This is a genomic window from Winogradskyella sp., assembly GCF_013213975.1.
GTDB lineage: Bacteria > Bacteroidota > Bacteroidia > Flavobacteriales > Flavobacteriaceae > Winogradskyella.
Genome location: NZ_JABSST010000043.1, coordinates 1 through 20,175, shown reverse-complemented (window position 1 = coordinate 20,175; position 20,175 = coordinate 1). Strand labels below are relative to the sequence as shown.

17 protein-coding genes and 3 pseudogenes are annotated in these 20,175 nt (G+C 35.1%); 12 read left to right on the top strand and 8 right to left on the bottom strand.

The window, feature by feature from the left end; genetic code table 11:
* Nucleotides 1–73: 73 nt before the first annotated feature.
* The 6 genes from xrtF to HRU49_RS08235 all read left to right on the top strand — a co-directional run bounded on the left by xrtF (nucleotide 74) and on the right by HRU49_RS08235 (nucleotide 5,810).
* On the top strand, nucleotides 74–556 hold the full coding sequence (gene xrtF, locus HRU49_RS08260) for an exosortase family protein XrtF (RefSeq protein ID WP_296356040.1): 483 nt from the start codon (nucleotides 74–76) through the stop codon (nucleotides 554–556).
* A complete protein-coding gene (locus HRU49_RS08255; RefSeq protein ID WP_296356038.1) occupies nucleotides 549–977 on the top strand; it encodes an exosortase F system-associated protein in 429 nt (142 codons plus the stop codon). Before xrtF ends, HRU49_RS08255 begins: the two co-directional genes overlap by 8 nt.
* 61 nt (nucleotides 978–1,038) lie before the next feature.
* Complete coding sequence (locus tag HRU49_RS08250) at nucleotides 1,039–1,443, top strand: hypothetical protein (RefSeq protein ID WP_296356036.1); 405 nt, start codon at nucleotides 1,039–1,041, stop codon at nucleotides 1,441–1,443.
* A gap of 69 nt (nucleotides 1,444–1,512) precedes the next feature.
* The gene (locus HRU49_RS08245) at nucleotides 1,513–3,750 is read left to right on the top strand and encodes a TonB-dependent receptor (RefSeq protein WP_296356034.1); all 2,238 of its coding nucleotides are present in this window, start codon (nucleotides 1,513–1,515) and stop codon (nucleotides 3,748–3,750) included.
* An 11-nt stretch (nucleotides 3,751–3,761) separates the two neighbouring features.
* On the top strand, nucleotides 3,762–4,142 hold the full coding sequence (locus tag HRU49_RS08240; RefSeq protein WP_296356032.1) for a heavy-metal-associated domain-containing protein: 381 nt from the start codon (nucleotides 3,762–3,764) through the stop codon (nucleotides 4,140–4,142).
* 465 nt (nucleotides 4,143–4,607) lie between these two features.
* Entirely contained in the window at nucleotides 4,608–5,810 is a 1,203-nt protein-coding gene (locus HRU49_RS08235) for a cytochrome c peroxidase (RefSeq protein WP_296356030.1), read from the top strand.
* Nucleotides 5,811–5,890: 80 nt separating this feature from the next.
* On the opposite strand, the pseudogene groL reads toward HRU49_RS08235, so the two are convergent.
* The 8 genes and pseudogenes from groL to miaB form a co-directional block, all read right to left on the bottom strand.
* Nucleotides 5,891–7,522: pseudogene (gene groL / locus HRU49_RS08230) on the bottom strand (chaperonin GroEL).
* A 38-nt stretch (nucleotides 7,523–7,560) separates the two neighbouring features.
* Entirely contained in the window at nucleotides 7,561–7,836 is a 276-nt protein-coding gene (locus HRU49_RS08225) for a co-chaperone GroES (protein WP_296356028.1), read from the bottom strand.
* Nucleotides 7,837–7,994: 158 nt separating this feature from the next.
* On the bottom strand, nucleotides 7,995–8,342 hold the full coding sequence (secG, locus tag HRU49_RS08220; RefSeq protein WP_296356025.1) for a preprotein translocase subunit SecG: 348 nt from the start codon (nucleotides 8,340–8,342) through the stop codon (nucleotides 7,995–7,997).
* 1 nt (nucleotide 8,343) lies between these two features.
* Nucleotides 8,344–9,255, bottom strand: a complete 912-nt coding sequence (locus HRU49_RS08215) for a hypothetical protein (protein ID WP_296356023.1) — start codon at nucleotides 9,253–9,255, stop codon at nucleotides 8,344–8,346.
* A gap of 3 nt (nucleotides 9,256–9,258) precedes the next feature.
* Complete coding sequence (locus tag HRU49_RS08210; protein ID WP_296356021.1) at nucleotides 9,259–9,762, bottom strand: LptE family protein; 504 nt, start codon at nucleotides 9,760–9,762, stop codon at nucleotides 9,259–9,261.
* A complete protein-coding gene (locus HRU49_RS08205) occupies nucleotides 9,763–9,960 on the bottom strand; it encodes a hypothetical protein (RefSeq protein ID WP_296356019.1) in 198 nt (65 codons plus the stop codon).
* A 104-nt stretch (nucleotides 9,961–10,064) separates the two neighbouring features.
* A complete protein-coding gene (locus tag HRU49_RS08200) occupies nucleotides 10,065–11,330 on the bottom strand; it encodes a sigma-54 dependent transcriptional regulator (protein ID WP_296356017.1) in 1,266 nt (421 codons plus the stop codon).
* Nucleotides 11,331–11,333: 3 nt separating this feature from the next.
* Nucleotides 11,334–12,779 (bottom strand): tRNA (N6-isopentenyl adenosine(37)-C2)-methylthiotransferase MiaB, encoded by a 1,446-nt coding sequence (miaB, locus tag HRU49_RS08195; RefSeq protein WP_296356015.1) that lies wholly within the window; start codon nucleotides 12,777–12,779, stop codon nucleotides 11,334–11,336.
* Nucleotides 12,780–13,125: 346 nt separating this feature from the next.
* On the opposite strand from miaB, the gene topA reads away from it, so the two are divergent.
* The 6 genes and pseudogenes from topA to HRU49_RS14720 all read left to right on the top strand — a co-directional run.
* Nucleotides 13,126–15,624, top strand: a complete 2,499-nt coding sequence (gene topA / locus HRU49_RS08190) for a type I DNA topoisomerase (RefSeq protein WP_296356013.1) — start codon at nucleotides 13,126–13,128, stop codon at nucleotides 15,622–15,624.
* 6 nt (nucleotides 15,625–15,630) lie between these two features.
* Nucleotides 15,631–16,797 (top strand): formimidoylglutamase, encoded by a 1,167-nt coding sequence (locus HRU49_RS08185; protein ID WP_296356010.1) that lies wholly within the window; start codon nucleotides 15,631–15,633, stop codon nucleotides 16,795–16,797.
* Nucleotides 16,798–16,957: 160 nt separating this feature from the next.
* The gene (gldK, locus tag HRU49_RS08180) at nucleotides 16,958–18,310 is read left to right on the top strand and encodes a gliding motility lipoprotein GldK (protein WP_296356009.1); all 1,353 of its coding nucleotides are present in this window, start codon (nucleotides 16,958–16,960) and stop codon (nucleotides 18,308–18,310) included.
* A gap of 85 nt (nucleotides 18,311–18,395) precedes the next feature.
* A complete protein-coding gene (gene gldL, locus HRU49_RS08175) occupies nucleotides 18,396–19,028 on the top strand; it encodes a gliding motility protein GldL (protein WP_296356007.1) in 633 nt (210 codons plus the stop codon).
* Nucleotides 19,029–19,080: 52 nt separating this feature from the next.
* Nucleotides 19,081–19,743, top strand: a pseudogene (locus tag HRU49_RS14725) (gliding motility protein GldM); the annotation flags it as partial.
* Nucleotides 19,738–20,175, top strand: a pseudogene (locus HRU49_RS14720) (gliding motility protein GldM); the annotation flags it as partial. The pseudogenes HRU49_RS14725 and HRU49_RS14720, both read left to right, overlap by 6 nt.

Below are 20,175 nucleotides of genomic sequence, written 5' to 3'. Positions count from 1 at the left end.
CAAACTGAGAGAATTAATAACAAAATATAAACTGGTCATTCGATTCATAATCACATTTTTAGCTGTTTATGGAATGCTAACTGTAGGACATCATTTATACTTGAGTTTTTCTGATGGTTCTAAGTTTTATCCCGATTATATGACCAATTTAGTCGCAAGACAAACCAATACATTACTTAATGGTATTGGATATGAGGCCAGTGTTTTACCACATCCAGATGAAGCTTCTATGAAAATTATTATAAATGGAAAGTATGTTGCTCGAGTAATTGAAGGTTGTAATGCCTTAAGCATTATTATTCTCTTTCTGTCCTTCATTATCGCATTTTCTGGAAAATTTAAAACTACCGTTTTGTACTGCTTTGCTGGTGCAATTATTCTTTATGCCTTCAATTTAATTAGGATAGTTATTTTATCTGCAGGATTATATCATTACCCATGGAGACGTGAAATTTTACATAATGTTATTTTTCCAATGCTCATCTACGGAACAGTCTTTTTATTATGGATGTTCTGGGTTAATCGTTTTTCAAAATCTTTGAAGTCTAATGCCTAAGTTAACACGTTACATATTAGTATTTATTTTAATCTTGGTATTAATAGCTATCCGTGGTTTTGAGGGTGTTTTGTTTTACGATCCATATCTTACATTCTTTGAGAATGACTATTTATACATCGATAACCCAAGACGCGAGGTCGCTAAATTAGTTCTCTTTACAAGTTTAAGATATTTACTCAATACGCTTGCATCTTTAGGAATTCTCTATCTTATTTACAATGATAAGATTATGATTAAATTCTCTGTTGTTTTATATGCATTGGCTTATGTTTTACTCTTAATTCCGTTTTTGTATTTTGTAATTAATCCACGACAAGAAGACTATTATTTGTTCTTTAATGTGCGTAGGTTTTTAATACAACCAATTGGTTTAATTCTATTATTACCAGCGTTTTACTACTATAAACTCAACCGTTAAGATTTCTTTAATTTTCTTTTTAATTTTTGAAAATTTATACCTTTGCAATGTGAAACCTAAAATGTCGCATAGAATTACCTCAGTGTTAATGGCGCTAATTGTGCTTGTCTCTACATTATCCTTAACTGTGGAAAAGCATTTTTGCGGCGATATTTTAGTCGATGTAGCCATTTTTTCTCAAAGCAATAAGTGCGGCATGGAGATGGCTGTTATGGATTCGGGCAAAGCTATAAAATCTAAAGGTTGCTGTAAAGACGAGGTCAATATTATTCAGGGGCAGGATGATCTACTTGCTAAATCTATGGATGATCTTGAAGGGCTTCAAAAACAATTAATAGTTGCCTTTACCCATACCTATTTTCAACTTTTTGAAGATATAACTGAACCTGAAGTATCTTATCAAGATTATAATCCCCCCAGGATAATTCAAGACATACAGGTCTTACACGAGACATTTCTAATTTGATTTAGTATAACTTTTGGCTATTTGCGTACAGCAAATGTGCGCTATTTGTTATACTTATAAATCAAATAAATGAAAACATATATTATAATTTTTTTAATATTCTTTACGCTTTTTGCATCTGCGCAAGAACAACTAACAGGCATTGTGTTAGAAGCTAATGGCACAAATCAATCACCATTGCCTGGCGCCAATGTGTATTGGCTTGGGTCTTCGGTTGGTGGCATTACCAATGAAGATGGAACTTTTTCTATTCCTTATAAATTTTCTTATGAGAAATTAGTAATTAGCTATGTTGGTTTTAAAACAGATACGATATCGGTTGCAGAAAACCGTTATATAAAACATGTTTTACAACCTGCTGATGAGTTAGATACAGTAACTTTAACCTCTCGAAAGAATGCAACTTCTAGGTCTTATTTAAAAGCCACTAATACCTTATTTGTTAGTAGTGATGAACTATTAAAAGCAGCCTGCTGTAATTTATCAGAAAGTTTTGAAACCAATCCTTCAATTGATGTGAACTTTGCAGATGCAGTTACAGGTAATAAGCAGATTAAAATGCTTGGATTAAATTCTCCATACGTATTAATTGCTACTGAGAATATTCCAGCTGTTAGAGGAGCATCTCAAGCTCATGGACTAAGTTTTATTCCTGGGACATGGGTAGAGAGTATTCAAATTACAAAAGGAGCTGGGAGTGTTGTTAACGGCTTTGAGAGTATTGCAGGACAGATTAATGCAGAATTAGTGAAACCCGCTACTGATGATAGGTTATTTGTGAATGCTTATGGTTCACTAAATGGTCGTTTAGAATTAAATACGCATTTTAATCAAAAGATTTCGGATAAATGGAATACAGGAATTTATGTTCATGGAAATGTCAGGAATCAAAAATTTGATAGAAATGATGACAGTTTTTTGGATGTGCCACTTAAGGAACAGATAAATGTTATGAATCGTTGGCAGTATACCAACGGAGAAAAAGGAATCGTAAGTTTTATTAGTCTGAGATATTTAAATGAAAATGTGCAGTCGGGTCAGATAGATTTTAATCCATCAAGAGACCGAGGAACCACTAATTTTTGGGGAAGTGAAATCGATACAGACCGATTTGAAGTCATGACTAAACTGGGATATGTTAATCCTGAAATACCACATCAAAGTTTAGGATTACAATCGGCATTTAGTTATCATAATCAAGTGTCTTATTTTGGACTTAATGCATATAACATAAAGCACAATAGTTTTTACTCCAACCTTGTCTATAATAGTATCATTTCAGATTCTCGCCATAAGATTAAAACAGGAGTGAGTTTTACGTATGATCAATATGACGAATTAGTAAATACGACTGATTTTGAGCGTATCGAAAATTCAGTTGGTGCATTCTTTGAATATGCTTACGATGATTTGGATAAAGTAACCTTAACGGCTGGTGTAAGAGCCGATCTGCATAATCGTCTTGGATTTTTTATCACTCCACGATTACATGTGCGTTACACTCCATGGGAAAAGTCAGCATTTAGAGCATCAGTAGGAAGAGGAAAACGAAGTGCTAATATTTTTGCAGAAAACCAGAATTTATTTTCGAGCTCAAGACAAATTAACATTCTTAATTCAGGTGGAAAAATCTATGGACTTAATCCTGAAATTGCATGGAATTATGGTTTGAGCTATCTACAAGGCTTTAATTTATTTAACCGTAAAGCTGATGTTACTTTTGATTTTTATAGAACTGAGTTTCAAAATCAGGTCGTCGTCGATTGGGAAAATCCTTTTGAAATCAATTTTTATAATCTGGAAGGTGAAAGTTATGCCAATAGTTTTCAAGTCGAGTTTAACTATAATGCTTTTGAAGGTTTTGACCTAAGAACGGCATATAAATACTATGACATTAAAACCGACTATAATTCGGGAAAATTAGAGAAACCCTTAATACCAAAAAACCGTTTATTTGCTAATGCAGCTTATGAGACTAAGGAGCAAGATAATGGAAGTCAATGGAAATTTGATGTGACTTATAATTGGGTTGATGCCCAACGATTTCCTAGTACTGAATTAAGTTCACCTGAGTTTCAACTTGATGAATTTTCGCCAACAGTTGGAACGATAAATTTTCAAATTACCAAGGTGTTTTCACCGAGCTTTGAATTGTATTTAGGTGGTGAAAATGTAACTGATGTTAGGCAAACGAATCCTATTATTAGTTCTGATAATCCTTTTGGATCTAATTTTGATAGTAATTTTGTGTATGGTCCAATTTTTGGAAGTATGTATTACGCTGGATTACGGTATAGAATACAATAAAACGTTATATAATGAAAAAAGTACTTTTAATTATTACAGTAGTATTATCGAGTATATCATTTGCTCAAAATAAGAATGCTAAGGCTAGAATGGAGGTTGATGGTGTTTGTGGTATGTGTAAAGCGCGTATTGAAAAAGCAGCCATTCGTGCCAAGGGAGTAAAATCTGCGGTGTGGAATGTTGATACTCATGTGCTAAAACTTATTTATGATGAGCGTAAAACTGATTTAAAATCAATTGCTCAGAAATTAGCAGATGCTGGTCATGATACTAGAGCTATCAAAGCTACTGATGAAGCTTATGAAGCTATTCATCCTTGTTGCAAGTATAGGAGCAAGGATGTCATTGAGGCGCGTGAAGGAGAAAAGAAAAAATCAGACAATAAAAACTAAACAAAAGCCTGAATCTAGATTCAGGCTTTTTCATTTGAAATTTTAAAAATACGACCACTACCTTCTATACCATACTGTGTTGCGATTTCTTTAAACATTAACGAACCTCTTAAAGCTTGTATCATTTTTTTAAAGAATCTTTATTCGTAAACTGGGATTCCTCTTTTGTATGAAGTCGTGATGGGTATTGTAAATAAAGCAATTGCCCAAGTTATCCTTATTAGTACTTTCTTAAGCTTTTTAAGCGTCGCATAATAGTATATAGTTAAGGTCATGATGTTCTTTGCTTTATTGATCCTAAATCATCAAATGTTATTTTCATTAAACCTTTTTCTTTTAATACGGTCTAAGCTAGTGAAGAGTAAATTAAATAAGCAGAGCATCTTTTTTTTAAACTTGAATGTTGCCCAGTTTAATGTACTAAATCATAGAAAAACTCTGCCTAACTTCATAATTCTGGTCTAAATGAAAAATGTTCTAATAGCTTTAAGTTGTGTTATGATTATGGGCTGTGTCTCTGATAATTCTGGTATGATAAATGCGGATGATGATAATGTCGTTGACAATGGAAATGGAACAACTGTTAACTTATCGGACTATTTTAGTATAGATTTTAATGATCTTAATAATTATGAAAATCAAGATATTCCTGATTATATTCAAGAAGATAATTCGCCAAATGGAAATCAGATTTCTGATGAAGGTGCAACTTTAGGACGGATTTTATTTTACGACAATAAGATGTCTGAAAATAATTCAGTCGCTTGCGCAAGTTGTCATAAACAAGCCTTTGCCTTTGGCGATAACGAGATTGTAAGTATAGGAGCGAATGGCTTAACGGGTAGGCATTCTATGCGATTAATTAATGCCCGATTTGGCGATGAGACTAATTTCTTTTGGGATGAAAGAGCAAATTCTTTAGAAGCGCAAACAACGATGCCAATAAGAGATCATGCAGAAATGGGCTTTAGTGGGGAGAATGGTGCTCCAGATTTTGACGACTTAATCAATAGACTTGAAGCAATTGAGTATTATCCAGAATTATTTACTAGAGCTTTCGGTACCGAAGTAATAACAGAAGCAAGGATACAGAATGCCTTGGCACAATTTATTAGAAGTATCCAGTCGTTTGATAGTAAATACGATGAGGGTAGGGCAGTGGTAAACAGCCAAAATCAACCATTTCCTAATTTTACAGATCAAGAGAATTTAGGGAAACAACTATTTATGCAACCACCGAATTTTGATAATCAAGGAGTGCGAATAGATGGTGGTTTTGGTTGTGCAGGTTGCCACAGTGCACCGGAATTTTCATTTGCCTCAAATAGCAGGAATAATGGTGTGATAGGTGTTTTTGGATCTAATGATATCGATATTACTATAACAAGGTCTCCAACACTTAGAGATGTAATAGGACCAAATGGTCAAAGTAATGGTGCTTTGTTTCACGATGGGTCTGCATTAACACTTTTAGATGTTCTTGCGCATTATAATGATATAGAAACTAATAATCCAGATCTGGATAATAGGTTACGACCGGGTAACAATCCGCAGCAATTAGAAATGACTCCAGATCAAATGAATGCTGTTGTTACATTTCTTGAAACCTTAACTGGTGAAGACGTTTATAGCAACGAAAAATGGTCAAATCCATTTCTAGAAAATTAAAACAAAAAGCCTTTGAAAATATCAAAGGCTTTTTGTTTTGTCATTGACTAAGATCAATGTTTATCTATAACGAATTTCCATTACATCATACCTGGCATTCCGCCACCTCCCATTGGAGGCATTGCAGGAGCATCTTCTGCAATGTCAACTAATGCGCATTCTGTAGTTAAAATCATTCCAGCAACAGAAGCAGCATTTTCTAATGCAATACGTGTTACTTTCTTAGGGTCAATAATACCAGCTTTAAGCATATCTACATATTCCTCAGACTTTGCATTATAACCAAAGTCTTTCTTTCCTTCTAATACTTTGTTAATAACAACTGAACCTTCACCGCCAGCATTTTCAACAATAGTTCTTAATGGTGCTTCAATAGCTTTATTTACGATTTGTACTCCTGTTGTTTCGTCTAAATTATCAGTAGTTATTTTTTCTAGTGTTTTCTTAGCACGCACTAAGGCAACACCACCACCAGCAACAATACCTTCTTCTACAGCTGCTCTTGTTGCGTGTAAAGCATCGTCAACACGATCTTTCTTTTCTTTCATTTCAACCTCAGATGCTGCACCAACATATAATACAGCGACACCACCAGCTAACTTAGCTAATCGCTCTTGTAACTTTTCTCTGTCATAGTCAGATGTCGTTGTTTCTATCTGTGCTTTTATTTGGTTTACTCTTGCTTTGATATCTGAAGACTTACCGTTTCCGTTTACGATTGTTGTATTATCTTTATCAATCATTACAGATTCTGCAGTTCCTAACATTGATAAGTCAGCATTTTCAAGAGAGAAGCCTCTTTCTTCAGAAATGACCGTACCTCCTGTTAATATGGCTATATCTTCTAACATTGCTTTACGTCTGTCGCCAAAACCAGGTGCTTTAACTGCAGCAATCTTAAGACCACCGCGTAATTTATTAACTACTAAAGTCGCTAAAGCTTGACCTTCTACATCTTCCGCAATAATTAATAATGGACGACCTGATTGTGCTACAGGCTCTAATATTGGAAGTATTTCTTGTAAGTTAGAAATCTTCTTATCGAATAACAAGATGTATGGATTTTCTAAATCTGAGATCATTTTATCTGCATCAGTTACAAAGTAAGGTGATAAATAACCTCTATCGAATTGCATTCCTTCTACGACATCGACATAAGTATCAGTACCTTTTGCTTCTTCAACAGTGATTACTCCTTCTTTACCAACTTTACCAAAAGCTTCTGCTATTAACTCACCGATGGTTTCGTCATTGTTTGCAGAAATAGAAGCTACTTGTTGAATCTTTTCTGACGAATTACCAACTTTTTTAGCTTGTTTTTCTAGGTCAGATGTAATGGCATCAACGGCTTTGTCTATACCGCGTTTCAAATCCATCGGATTTGCGCCTGCGGCAACATTTTTTAAACCTTCTTTTACAATAGCTTGAGCTAATACTGTAGCAGTGGTTGTTCCGTCACCTGCTAAGTCATTGGTTTTAGAAGCTACTTCTTTTACCATTTGAGCACCCATATTTTCAAGCTCATCTTCTAACTCAATCTCCTTTGCTACGGAAACACCATCTTTAGTCACTTGAGGACCACCAAATGATTTTCATATAATTACATTGCGGCCTTTAGGACCTAATGTTACTTTTACTGCATTTGCTAAAGCATCCACACCGCGTTTAAGCCCGTCGCGTGCTTCAATATCAAATTTTATATCTTTTGCCATTTTTTTTAAGTTTTAGAATTGGTTATTAACTATAGTTTTTAAACAATTGCCAAGATGTCGCTTTCACGCATCATTAAATAATCTTTGCCGTCTAATTTAAGTTCTGTACCACCATATTTTCCGTAAAGGACAGTGTCGCCTACCTTAACGGTTAAAGGTTCGTCTTTTTTTCCGTTGCCAACAGCAACAACAGTTCCCTTTTGCGGTTTTTCTTTGGCATTATCTGGAATGATGATGCCAGAAGCTGTTTTAGTTTCAGCTTCCTTCGGTTCTACAAGAACTCTGTCTGCTAAAGGTTTAATGTTTAAAGCCATTTGTTATAATATTTTTGGTTATTTAAATTAATTTAACGCTTAAGCATTGTTCGAAAATTATGCCAAGCCAAACAGACTGACAAAGTTTCATATACTAAGTTGCCTAAATAAAAAAGCCAGCTAATTTTAGCTGGCTTTTATTTGTATACTCTATTATCTTAATTACCATCAGACGCACCATCATTAGTATTGGTGTCATCAGTTGTTGTTGGTAAAGTTGGCATTTCCGTTGTGTCGTTTGTATCAAGAGCCTTAGACTCTACACCTGAGCTAGAGTCTAACGTTAAGTTAGAAGCTAATATTAAAACAATTAAAGCCGTAGCTAAAAACCATGTACTTTTATCTAAAAAGTCACCAGTCTTTTTTACACCACCTAATTGTTGTGTGCCTCCACCACCAAAAGATGATGAAAGTCCTCCTCCTTTTGGGTTTTGAACCATAATCACTACGACTAATAAAAATGCCACAATGACGATAAGGATTAAAAATATAGTAAATGCACTCATTTTATTTTGTATTATTTTCTTTTAATTCTTGCACCAATTTTATTTGGTCTGCAAAGAAACTACTTTTTTCTGGATATTTCAAACTTAATATTTTATAAGACTGAATGGCTTTATCGTAGTTTTTTTGTTCCAAATATATGCGTGCTAAAGTTTCTGTCATCAAACTGTCTGAGGGGTTTTCTTCATTATTAACGAGCTTTGGTTTGGGTGTGAAATCTGCAATAGGTTTTATTTTAGGATTTTCACTAATAAACTTATCAATAATTGAGAGTTTAGCATCTAAAGGCTGAGTGGATTGCTGGTTTGATTCTAATATGCTTTCCTTTCGTACAATTGGTTCGAAGCTTGTAATCTTTAACCATTCTGCAAAAGAATGGCTTTCATTTTTATCAAATTCTAAAGGCTTACCAATGTTAAGTTGTTGCTCTGGTGCAATATTATCGACATCCACAGCAATGATAGAATCTTCTATTTTTGGGGAATCTTTAGTAATAGTAGGTGCTTTAGTTTTAAATAAATCTGGATCTAAAACACCTTCGGTTGCGTTAATATGTTCTTTCAAAGCATCGTCAATGGTCACACTTTTATTTACAGAAATGTCGTCAACCTCAGTAACTTCTATGGCTTTTATATACTCTGAATTTTGCTTTATAAACTTAGAAACCTCATTCTGATTAAATTCCTCTGAAGTGATATAATCAAATAAAATACTGCGGTCAGCAGTATGTGCTGCTGCGATTTTTAAAGCGTTGTTGTACCTGTAACTTTCTTTTTGTTTAAGACCCTTAAGGTGTAATGCCCTTAATGGTTGAAAATAAGGAAAGTCCTCGATGGCTTTGGCCAGTGCTTCAGATTGTGCTGCTGTAACTGCTTCGGGGTTTTGAAGTAGGTATGTTAATTCTTGAATCTGCATAGTCTACCAATCTGCTAAAGATGCGTTTATGATATCTTGAGTTAATCGTTCAAAAATCACTTCATGAGCTTCGTCTTTAAGACCACCTATCAATTGTTCATTAGCGCCATAGTCAAAGAAGAAAGAAAATCTAGTCTCAAAATCTTTCTCTTCATCTTTAGTGTTAATATAACGGACATTTACACTTATTGTTAAACGATTTTGAGCGGCTGTATTTTGTGCAGTCGCTGTCATAGGGGCAATTCTATATTCCGTTATTTCACCTTCATAGATAACTTCTCCTCCTGAATTGACGAGTTGAGCGCTTGTTTGATTTTGAATAATATCCTGAAGTGTGTTTGTAAATAAAATATCCAGTCCAGGCTCTACTAAATTAGCATTGTTTTGAAAAAAATTAACTTGAAAAGTCTCAGGCGTTTCCGTTAATCCAGTAAAAGAATAGGTGACTTTACAGGCAGTGAAACCCAGAAAAAGTACAATGACTAATATGAGTGGTCTTAATTTCATCTAGTAAGTATTAGGTCGCTTCGTTGTTACGAAAGTGTAAATATAGTAGGCGCTATGAGCGAGGTCAAAATCTAGATCGATTAATCGATGCCCTTTATGATGCTTGGCGTTAGCTAGGACTTCTGTTTCTTTTCTGATGGCTTTTGAGCTATTTTTCGTAGATGCTCTGCCAATCATAAATTTTTCTACCGCTTTCATTCTCTAATTTCTATGGCTAATACAGATTTAAGGTAACCAACTCCTATACAACTATTTAAAGATTGATTTGTTTTGGACGATATCATATTTTATCCTTAAAAAGATTATAAATCGTACTGTTTTATTTTTCTGTACAAAGTACGTTCGCTAATACCTAACTCTGCAGCAGCTAATTTACGTTTTCCGTTGTGGCGTTCTAGTGATTTCTTAATTAATTCAAGCTCTTTGTCATGTAAAGATAAGGTTTCTTCTTCTTCGATTTCTTCTGCAAAATGATATTTATCCTCAACATCTATTGTAGTTTCATTTGGTTCAGTATGTTGTGGAATTGATAAAACTTCTAGATCTTCAACTGTTGTCGTTTCAAAATTCTCATCGTCATTATCGCCATAAATTTTTTGGATGAGGTGTTCATTTTCTTTTTGCACATCAGACGCACTACCATTTTTCATAAGTTCCATGGTAAGCTTTTTGAGATCGTTAAGATCACTTTTCATATCAAATAAGACCTTATACAGTATTTCGCGTTCACTGCTAAAATCACTTTCGGATTTTGAGTTGTTTACTACCGCAGGAAGATTTGAGCCTGTATTGGGTAAATAATGTTGTAAAGTTGCCGCATTAATTGTTCTATTATGTTCCAAAACCGACACTTGTTCAGCAACATTTCTTAACTGACGAATATTTCCATTCCAACGGTATTTTAAGAGCATTGCCACAGCATCGTCCGTAAGTTTAACCGTCGGCATTTTATATTTTAAAGCAAAGTCACTCGCAAACTTTCTAAATAATAAGTGAATATCATCTTTGCGTTCGCGCAATGCAGGGAGGTTAATTTCTATTGTGCTAAGACGATAATAAAGATCCTCTCTAAACTTCTCTTTCTTTATGGCTTCGAACATGTTAACGTTGGTGGCAGCTACGATTCTTACATTGGTTTTTTGGACTTTACTCGAGCCAACCTTTATAAATTCTCCATTTTCCAATACACGCAATAAACGAACCTGTGTGGTTAGTGGTAATTCGCCAACTTCATCCAAGAAAATAGTGCCACCATCAGCTACTTCAAAATATCCAGATCGCGTTGATGTTGCTCCTGTAAAAGCTCCCTTTTCATGTCCAAAAAGTTCACTATCAATTGTTCCTTCTGGGATAGCGCCACAGTTAACAGCAATGTATTTACCGTGTTTTCTGTGTGATAATTGATGTATTATTTTTGGAATACTCTCTTTACCAACACCTGATTCACCAGTGACTAAAACCGAGATATCTGTAGGTGCTACTTGTATGGCTTTTTCTATAGCACGATTAAGCTTTGGGTCATTTCCAATAATTCCAAATCGTTGTTTTATGGCTTGAATTGATTCCATTTTTTAATTATTTTCAGAATAACCAACGGCTTCCCCAATAAGCGTGGCACTTGTACAATCTAAAATTTTAACATTGACAAAATCACCAGGTTTATAATGTTCCTTAGGGAATACAGCAACCATGTTTTGACTATTTCGTCCAGACCAATGTGCGTCTGATTTTTTTGATGGCTTTTCGATAAGAATCTCTTCCACCTTTCCAACATGCTGTTGCGTTCTGTGTAAACTATGACGACGTTGTAAAGCCTGAATTTCATTTAGACGTCGTTGCTTAACATCGGCAGGAACATCATCTTCCATTTTACGACCGGCTAAGGTCCCAGGGCGTTCAGAATAAGCAAACATAAATCCATAATCATACTTCACATAGTCAATCAAACTCAGTGTATCTTGATGATCTTCTTCAGTCTCTGTTGGGAAACCTGCAATCATATCTTGACTAATAGCCACCTCTGGAATAATACGACGAATATTATCAATAAGTTCAAAGTACTCTTGCCGCGTGTGTAAGCGATTCATTTCCTTCAATATGCGATCACTACCACTTTGCACTGGTAAATGAATGTAATTGCATATATTTTTGTGCGCTGCCATGGTTTCAATAACATCAAGAGTCATATCTTGAGGGTTAGATGTTGAAAAGCGAAATCGCATTTTTGGTTGAGCCTTGGCACACATATCCAATAACTTTGCAAAGTTTACAGCCGTTGCTTTTTGTATGTCTGAAGCTTTTTCAAAATCCTTTTTTAAGCCACCTCCATACCACAAGTAGCTATCCACGTTTTGGCCTAGTAAAGTAATTTCTTTAAACCCTTTAGTCCATAAATCGTTTACCTCTTCAATTATACTTTGTGGATCTCTGCTTCGTTCACGACCTCTTGTAAATGGCACCACACAAAAGGTGCACATATTGTCGCATCCTCTTGTTATAGAAACAAATGCACTTACACCATTACTATTAAGTCTTACCGGAGAAATATCTCCGTAAGTTTCTTCTTTAGATAGAATTACATTTATAGCATCTCTTCCCTCTTCAACTTCATTTAATAGGTTAGGTAAATCCTTATACGCGTCAGGTCCTACGACGAGGTCCACTATTTTCTCTTCTTCAAGAAACTTAGTTTTAAGGCGCTCAGCCATACAACCAAGAACACCAACCTTCATTTTAGGATTTTTGTCCTTTATCCTATCATAATACTTCAAGCGCTTTCTTACGGTTTGCTCAGCCTTGTCTCTAATAGAGCAGGTATTTACTAAAACAAGGTCGGCATCCTCAAGATTTTGAGTAGTATTGTAACCTTGGTTAGATAAAATAGAAGCAACAATTTCACTATCACTAAAATTCATTTGACAACCATAGCTCTCAATGAATAATTTCTTTTGATTCCCTTCTTTTTGATCTACCATTAAGGACTCTCCTTGTTTATTTTCGTCAATAATTTTTTCCATATACTGTCTTTCGAATATTCCGAAACTTCTATAGCCTGTAGTTTTCAATAAGCATGCAAAGATAGTATTATTTTAGGGATTCTGACAAACTGTCAGTTGTTAAATTGGTGTTTGATGGGTGTTGTTTCTGCTTTATTAAATGAGATTTTGGTTAGGATACATGCTATGTCTGTTTAAGAGGCGTCTAGATTGTTTTAAATTAACTCATGCTTTTCTGATCTGTTTATTTCAAGGCTTTTTTAGTTGTTTGATTCTTTCTTTAGAGGTTAAACTGTACGGTATTTAAGACCAAATTAGGAATGTAAATTAAATTTCACATACATTTGTAACCTCAAAAAATTAAAGAATGCCGAAGAATCTAGTTATAGTTGAGTCACCTGCAAAGGCAAAAACCATAGAGAAATTTTTAGGAAAAGATTATAAAGTTGAGTCTAGTTTTGGACATATTTCTGATCTTCCTTCCAAAGAATTAGGTGTGGATGTCGATGGTGATTTTGAGCCTAAATATCGTGTTTCAAAAGACAAACGCGATGTGGTTAAAAAACTCAAAGAATTAGCTAAGAAAGCTGAAATAGTGTGGTTAGCAAGTGATGAGGATCGTGAGGGAGAAGCAATAGCGTGGCACTTGGCTGAGGCACTAGGTTTAGATAAAGAAAAGACTAAGCGTATTGTATTTCATGAGATTACAAAAAGTGCTATTAATAAGGCTATTGAAAATCCAAGAAGTATAGACTATAATTTGGTGGATGCACAACAGGCGAGACGTGTCCTGGATCGTATCGTGGGCTATGAATTATCGCCAGTACTTTGGCGAAAAGTAAAAGGTGGACTTTCCGCTGGTCGTGTACAATCTGTTTCCGTTCGATTAATTGTTGAGCGAGAACGAGAAATTCAAAATTTCAGTGCAGCGGCATCCTTTAGAGTAGATGCTGAATTCTCAACCCATGACGGTAAAACCTTCAAAGCAAAACTGCCGAAGAACTTTAATTCCGAAGATGAGGCAATTGCATTTTTGAATAATAATAAGGAAGCTGCTTATTTGGTTTCAGATTTACAGAAAAAACCAGCAAAGAAATCTCCTGCGGCACCATTTACAACGTCGACCTTGCAGCAGGAGGCTTCAAGGAAGCTCGGGTTTTCAGTAAGCAGGACCATGAGTAACGCGCAACGCTTGTACGAAGCCGGTCTCATTACTTATATGAGAACTGATAGTGTGAATTTGTCGGATGAAGCACGTAAGGGTGCTGAAACAGAAATAATTTCTGCATATGGTTCGGAATTTAGCCATCCAAGAAATTATAAAGGTAAATCCAAAGGCGCACAAGAAGCACACGAAGCTATAAGGCCAACAGATTTTTCTAATCACTCGATAAATGTAGAACGCGATCAAGCGCGTTTATACGATCTTATTTGGAAACGCGCTATTGCTTCTCAAATGAGTGAGGCAAGATTAGAGCGAACTAATCTTAAAATTGAAGTTGACAGTATTAACAATGTAAAAGAACAGTTTATTGCTAATGGAGAGATCATAACTTTCGAGGGATTCTTAAAAGTGTACTTAGAAGGAACTGATGATGAGCATGCGGAACAAGATGGTATTTTACCAGACTTAAAAATTGGTGAGGATCTCACAAATAATTACATCACAGCAACTGAGAGATTCACGAGGCCACCTTCTAGATATACTGAAGCATCCTTGGTTAAGCAATTGGAAGAGCTGGGTATCGGTAGACCATCTACCTATGCACCGACAATTTCTACAATTCAGAATAGAAATTATATTGAAAAAGGGACTAATGAAGGGGAGGTGAGAAAATATAAGCAACTGAGCCTTCAGGACAATAATATTAAGGATGTGACATTGTCTGAAAAATCAGGGTCAAACAAAGGTAAGTTAGTACCCACGGATACAGGAATGATAGTCACTGATTTTTTAGTCAATCATTTTGAAAATATTCTTGATTATAATTTCACGGCAAAAGTAGAAGAGAGCTTTGATGATATCGCTGAAGGTAAAGAAGACTGGAAGGCGATGATGAAAGATTTTTACAAAGGCTTTCATCCGCAAGTTGAAGATGTTCAAGAAAATGCTGAACGCGAATCTGGTGAACGTATTTTAGGTGTTGATCCAAAATCAGGAAGACAAGTTAGCGTAAGACTCGGAAAGTTTGGTCCGATGGTACAGGTTGGTACAGTCGACGATGAAGAAAAGCCAAAGTTTGCTAGCTTATCTCCAGACCAACAATTAAGCTCAATTACATTTGAAGAGGCTATGGACCTTTTTAAACTACCAAAGGCTTTGGGTCATTATAAAGATGATGAGGTTGAGGTTAATAATGGTCGCTTCGGCCCTTATGTACGCTTTGGTAAAAAGTTTGTATCACTGCCAAAAGGTGTTGATCCTTTAAGTGTAGAGCTTGAAGAAGCTATAGTGTACATTAAGGAGAAAGAGAAAGCTGATGCTCCTATATACAACTACCAAGGATTAGAAGTGACTAAAGGTAAGGGGCGTTTTGGACCATTTATTAAATGGAACAATATGTTTATAAATGTCAATAAAAAATACGATTGGGACAATTTATCTGAACAAGACATCGTAACTTTGATCGAAGATAAAATTCAAAAAGAAAAAGATAAACTTATTCATGTTTGGGAAGAAGAAGGTATAAGAGTTGAGAAAGCAAGATGGGGAAGGCATAATGTAATTAAAGGAAAACAGAAAGTAGAATTGGCAAAAACTATTGATGTTTCTGATATGACCTTAGAAGAAGCGAAGGCGATACTCGAAAAGAATGCTCCAAAAAAGAAAACAGCAAAGAAAAAAGCAGCTACAAAAAAGAAGTAATACACTATGAATTTTAATTTTCTATCGCCTGTTGCAGACGCGGTTTTAGCTCATAGAGAACTACTAGCGCAGCAAACGCTAGGAAAAAAGATTAAAATTCACTCTCAGCAAAATGGTATTCCTGATTTAGACGACGTACAACTTGCAATCATTGGTGTGCAAGAGAATAGGAATGATGTCAACTACATTGGTGCAGATCTCAGTTTCGATGCCATTCGTAAAACCCTTTATGCTCTATTTTCAGGGAATTGGCATACCAGAATCGCTGATCTGGGTGATATCCAACCCGGAGAGTCTGTAGAAGATACCTACTTTGCTATAAGGACAGCAATTTCCGTATTAGTAGAAAAGAATATTATACCAATTATATTAGGTGGAAGTCAAGACTTGACATATTCTAATTATCGTGCATATGATTCGATAATGCCAATGGTTAATATTGTTAATATAGATACCAACTTTGATCTTGGCGATGCTAATCTCCCCATTAAAAATAACAGTTATGTTGGAAAAATTATAGTTGAAGAACCGTATAATCTTTTTAATTATACAACTATAGGCTATCAAACATATTTTAATTCTCAAGAAGAAATAGACCTCATAGAAAAACTCTATTTTGAAGCATATCGGTTAGGGGAAATATCAGGGGGTATTAATAAGGTAGAACCACTACTTCGAGATGCACATATCGTTTCTGTTGATTTAAAATCAGTAAGAGCAGCAGAAGTAAGTGATAATTTGAAGTATTCCCCCAATGGATTTTCAGGTAAAGAAATCTGTGCAATTTCAAGATATGCAGGAATTAGCAATAAAGTATCTTCATTTGGTATTTATGAGTATCACAACTCAAAAAATGATAATGCCAGTTCCATGCTTATTTCCCAAATGATTTGGTATTTCATTGAAGGTGTTAATTGCCGTGTAAAAGATGATAATTTTAATAATGAAAGAGCCTTCCAAAAGTTTAATGTCTTGGTAGAGGAAGACGAACTTATTTTTTATAAAAGCCTAAAAACTGGACGCTGGTGGATAGAGATTCCTTTTTTGCCAAATGTTAATAATAAATTAAAAAAGCACACGTTATTACCATGCATGCATGCCGATTATCTGCAAGCAATGCAGGGTGAATTACCAGAAAGGTGGTATAAAGCCTACAGGAAGAACAGCTTCTAAATCGTACACTTTGTCGATAATTTAGCACCCTGAACATCGATGAAATGCATTTTTTAAGGATGAAATGCAAAAAAAATTGAAAAAAAGTTGTTTTTTCGAAAATATATAAATATGTTTACGACCTTGAAATTAAGGACCACTAATTTAACCTCGAGTTACTATGAATATTAAGAGATTGATTTTACTAACCACAGTATTAGTTTTGGTTGCCAGTTGTAATTCTGGAGACCGCGGACAACTAGTTGGCGTAAAAGGTAAAAAATGGCATCCAGAGAAGCCTTACGGAATGACGTTAGTTCCAGGAGGAGCTTTTATTATGGGTAAGTCAGATGATGACATTGCAGGTGTGCAGGATGCTCCCACTAAAACAGCAACTGTACGAGCATTTTACATGGATGAAACTGAAATTACCAATAGTGAATACAGATCATTTGTCTTTTGGGTAAGAGATTCCATTTTAAGACTCAAATTAGCTGAAATGGCTGATTTAGAAGGCAAAACCCCAGGTAATGGTGATATCGGTGAATTTGCGTATTTGGATTCTAATCCAGACGATATGAACGCTTATGAAAGCTACATGCTTAATACCTACGGTAACGAGCAAAGAAAAATTAATCGTGACGTTGATTTAATTTTTGATACAGATGATTATCCAGATGAGTTATATGCTGAAGTTATGGATGGGATGTATTTACCATTAGAAGAGTCATATAATGGGCAACGCACTTGGGACGTAAAACAGTTTAAATTTCAGTATACTTATATGGACATTTCAAGAGCTGCTAAAAATAAAAGCTTAAAGCGTTCAGAAGTTGTTGAACAGGAAGAAGTAGAGGTTTATCCAGATACAACCGCTTGGATTAGAGACTTTGCGTATTCTTATAATGAGCCAATGCATAATGACTATTTCTGGCACTCAGCCTATGACGGATATCCAGTAGTTGGTGTGTCTTGGAAACAGGCCCAAGCATTTTGTCAGTGGAGAACCTTAAAACATAATGGTTACCAAAAAAGTAAAGGTAAACAACCTGTAAATTCTTACAGACTACCATCTGAAGCAGAGTGGGAATATGCTGCTCGTGGAGGTCTTCAAGGGGCTTCTTATCCTTGGGGTGGTCCATATACTAAAAATGACAGAGGTTGTTTTATGGCAAACTTTAAACCATTACGCGGTGACTATGCTGCGGACCAAGCCTTATATACTGTAGAGGCAGATGCGTATGATCCAAATGATTTTAACCTGTACAATATGGCTGGTAATGTGTCTGAATGGGTACATGGTTCATATGATCCATCATCTTACGAATATTCTTCTACTATAAATCCAAATGTCAACGATGCAGAGAATGAACGCAAAGTTGTAAGAGGAGGATCTTGGAAAGATGTTGCTTATTTTTTACAAGTAAGTTCAAGAGACTATGAGTATGCAGATTCTGCAAGAAGTTATATCGGATTTAGAACCGTTCAGGACTATATGGGAACTGAAGTGACTAAAAACGCAGCAACGAATTAATTACTTAAAAAATAAACCAAATTAAAAATTAACCTACTTAAGTTACATCATCCATTTAACTTAAACTTAAAAACTAAACAAAATTATGGCACAGAAAGGTAAAATGACAATTACAAACATGGTCTACGGATTAGGGGCAGCAATCGTAATCGTAGGGGCATTATTTAAAATACAACACTGGCCTTATGGTTCAGAGATTCTTACACTAGGTATGATTGTTGAAGCCTTAGTATTTACATACTCTGCTTTTGAAAAACAACAGGCTGATTTAGATTGGTCTTTAGTATATCCTGAATTAGCAGGAGGACAGTCCTCTGGTAAAAAGAAGAAAGAAGAGCCAAAAGATGCTGAAGGATTATTATCTAAAAAATTAGATAATTTATTAAAAGATGCAAAAATCGATGGTGAGCTTATGGCTAGCCTTGGTGATAGCATTAAAAACTTTGAAGGTGCTGCTAAAAACTTAAATCCAACTGTAGATTCTATGCAAGCACAAAAGAAGTATAGTGAAGAGATGTCTTTAGCTGCTGCACAAATGGAGTCTTTAAATAGCCTTTATAAAGTACAGATGGAAAGTGCAAATCGTCAAGCTGCTATCAATGAAGAAGCTGTTGAAAATGCTACTAAGTTAAAAGAGCAAATGCAATCTTTAGCATCTAACTTATCATCTTTAAATGGTGTATATGGTGGAATGCTTTCTGCAATGAACAAAAACTAATTAGTTTTTAGAATTATCAATTTAATTAATTAACATTTAAAAACTAATTACAATGGCAGGAGGAAAAGTATCTGCAAGGCAGAAAATGATTAACCTAATGTACTTAGTATTTATTGCTATGATGGCAATGAATATGTCTAAGGAAGTACTATCCGCTTTTGGACTGATGGAGGCGAAATTCGCTGACTCTAATGCTTCGACAGCTGACAGAAATGAATTATTACTTGGTGATTTAGTTGAAAAAGGAAAAGAAAAGCCTAAGGAGTTTTCAGTTCCATCAGCTAGAGCGCAACAAACAGAGGTAGCATCGGATAAGTTTTATAAATATCTTGAGACGTTAAAGCAAGATATACTGAGAGAAGGAAATTATAAGCCAGATGAAAATGGTAAATTACCATTTGAAGCTATGGATAAGACTGATATTCTGGATGAGGCTTGGTTTACTGGTGATAGACTTACTAAGAAGGGTCAAGAAGTGATGAGTAAGATCGAGGAATAAAAAACTGCAATATTAGATGTTTTATCAAAGGATGAATCTTACAGAGGAACAGCAGAGGATTTTAAGAAAACTTTCAATACTGAAAAGGTTACTAACAAAGACGGTAAGAAGATTGATTGGTTGGATTATCATTTCCAAGGCTTCCCAGCAATTGCATCGTATACGAAGTTAACAGCTATGCAAAACGATGTTAGAGTTGCTCAAGCTAATATGCTTAATTTATTTTTGGGTAAGGTAGTAACTGAAGCTACAACGTTAAATAATTATAAAGCAATTGTATTAGCAGATAAATCAGCATTTTTTGCTGGTGAGAAGTTCCAAGGAAGAGTTGTAATTGGAAAATATGCCAATGTACCACCTACTAAATTAGTTGTTCAAGGAAAGGAGATTGATTTATCGCAAGCAATCGATTCATCTGGAGCTGCAACCTTAGATTTCAATGTAGGTAACGTAGGTGAGCATAAAATAGAAGGTGAATTTACATTTATTGAAAATGGTAAAGAGTTACCAATTAAGATAGATGCAAATTATGTTGTAGTACCAAGACCAAATTCTGCAACAATTTCTGCAGATAAAATGAATGTGGTATACCGTCGTGTTGCTAACCCAATGCCAAATTCTTTTGCATGTGTTCCTGATAACAAAGAA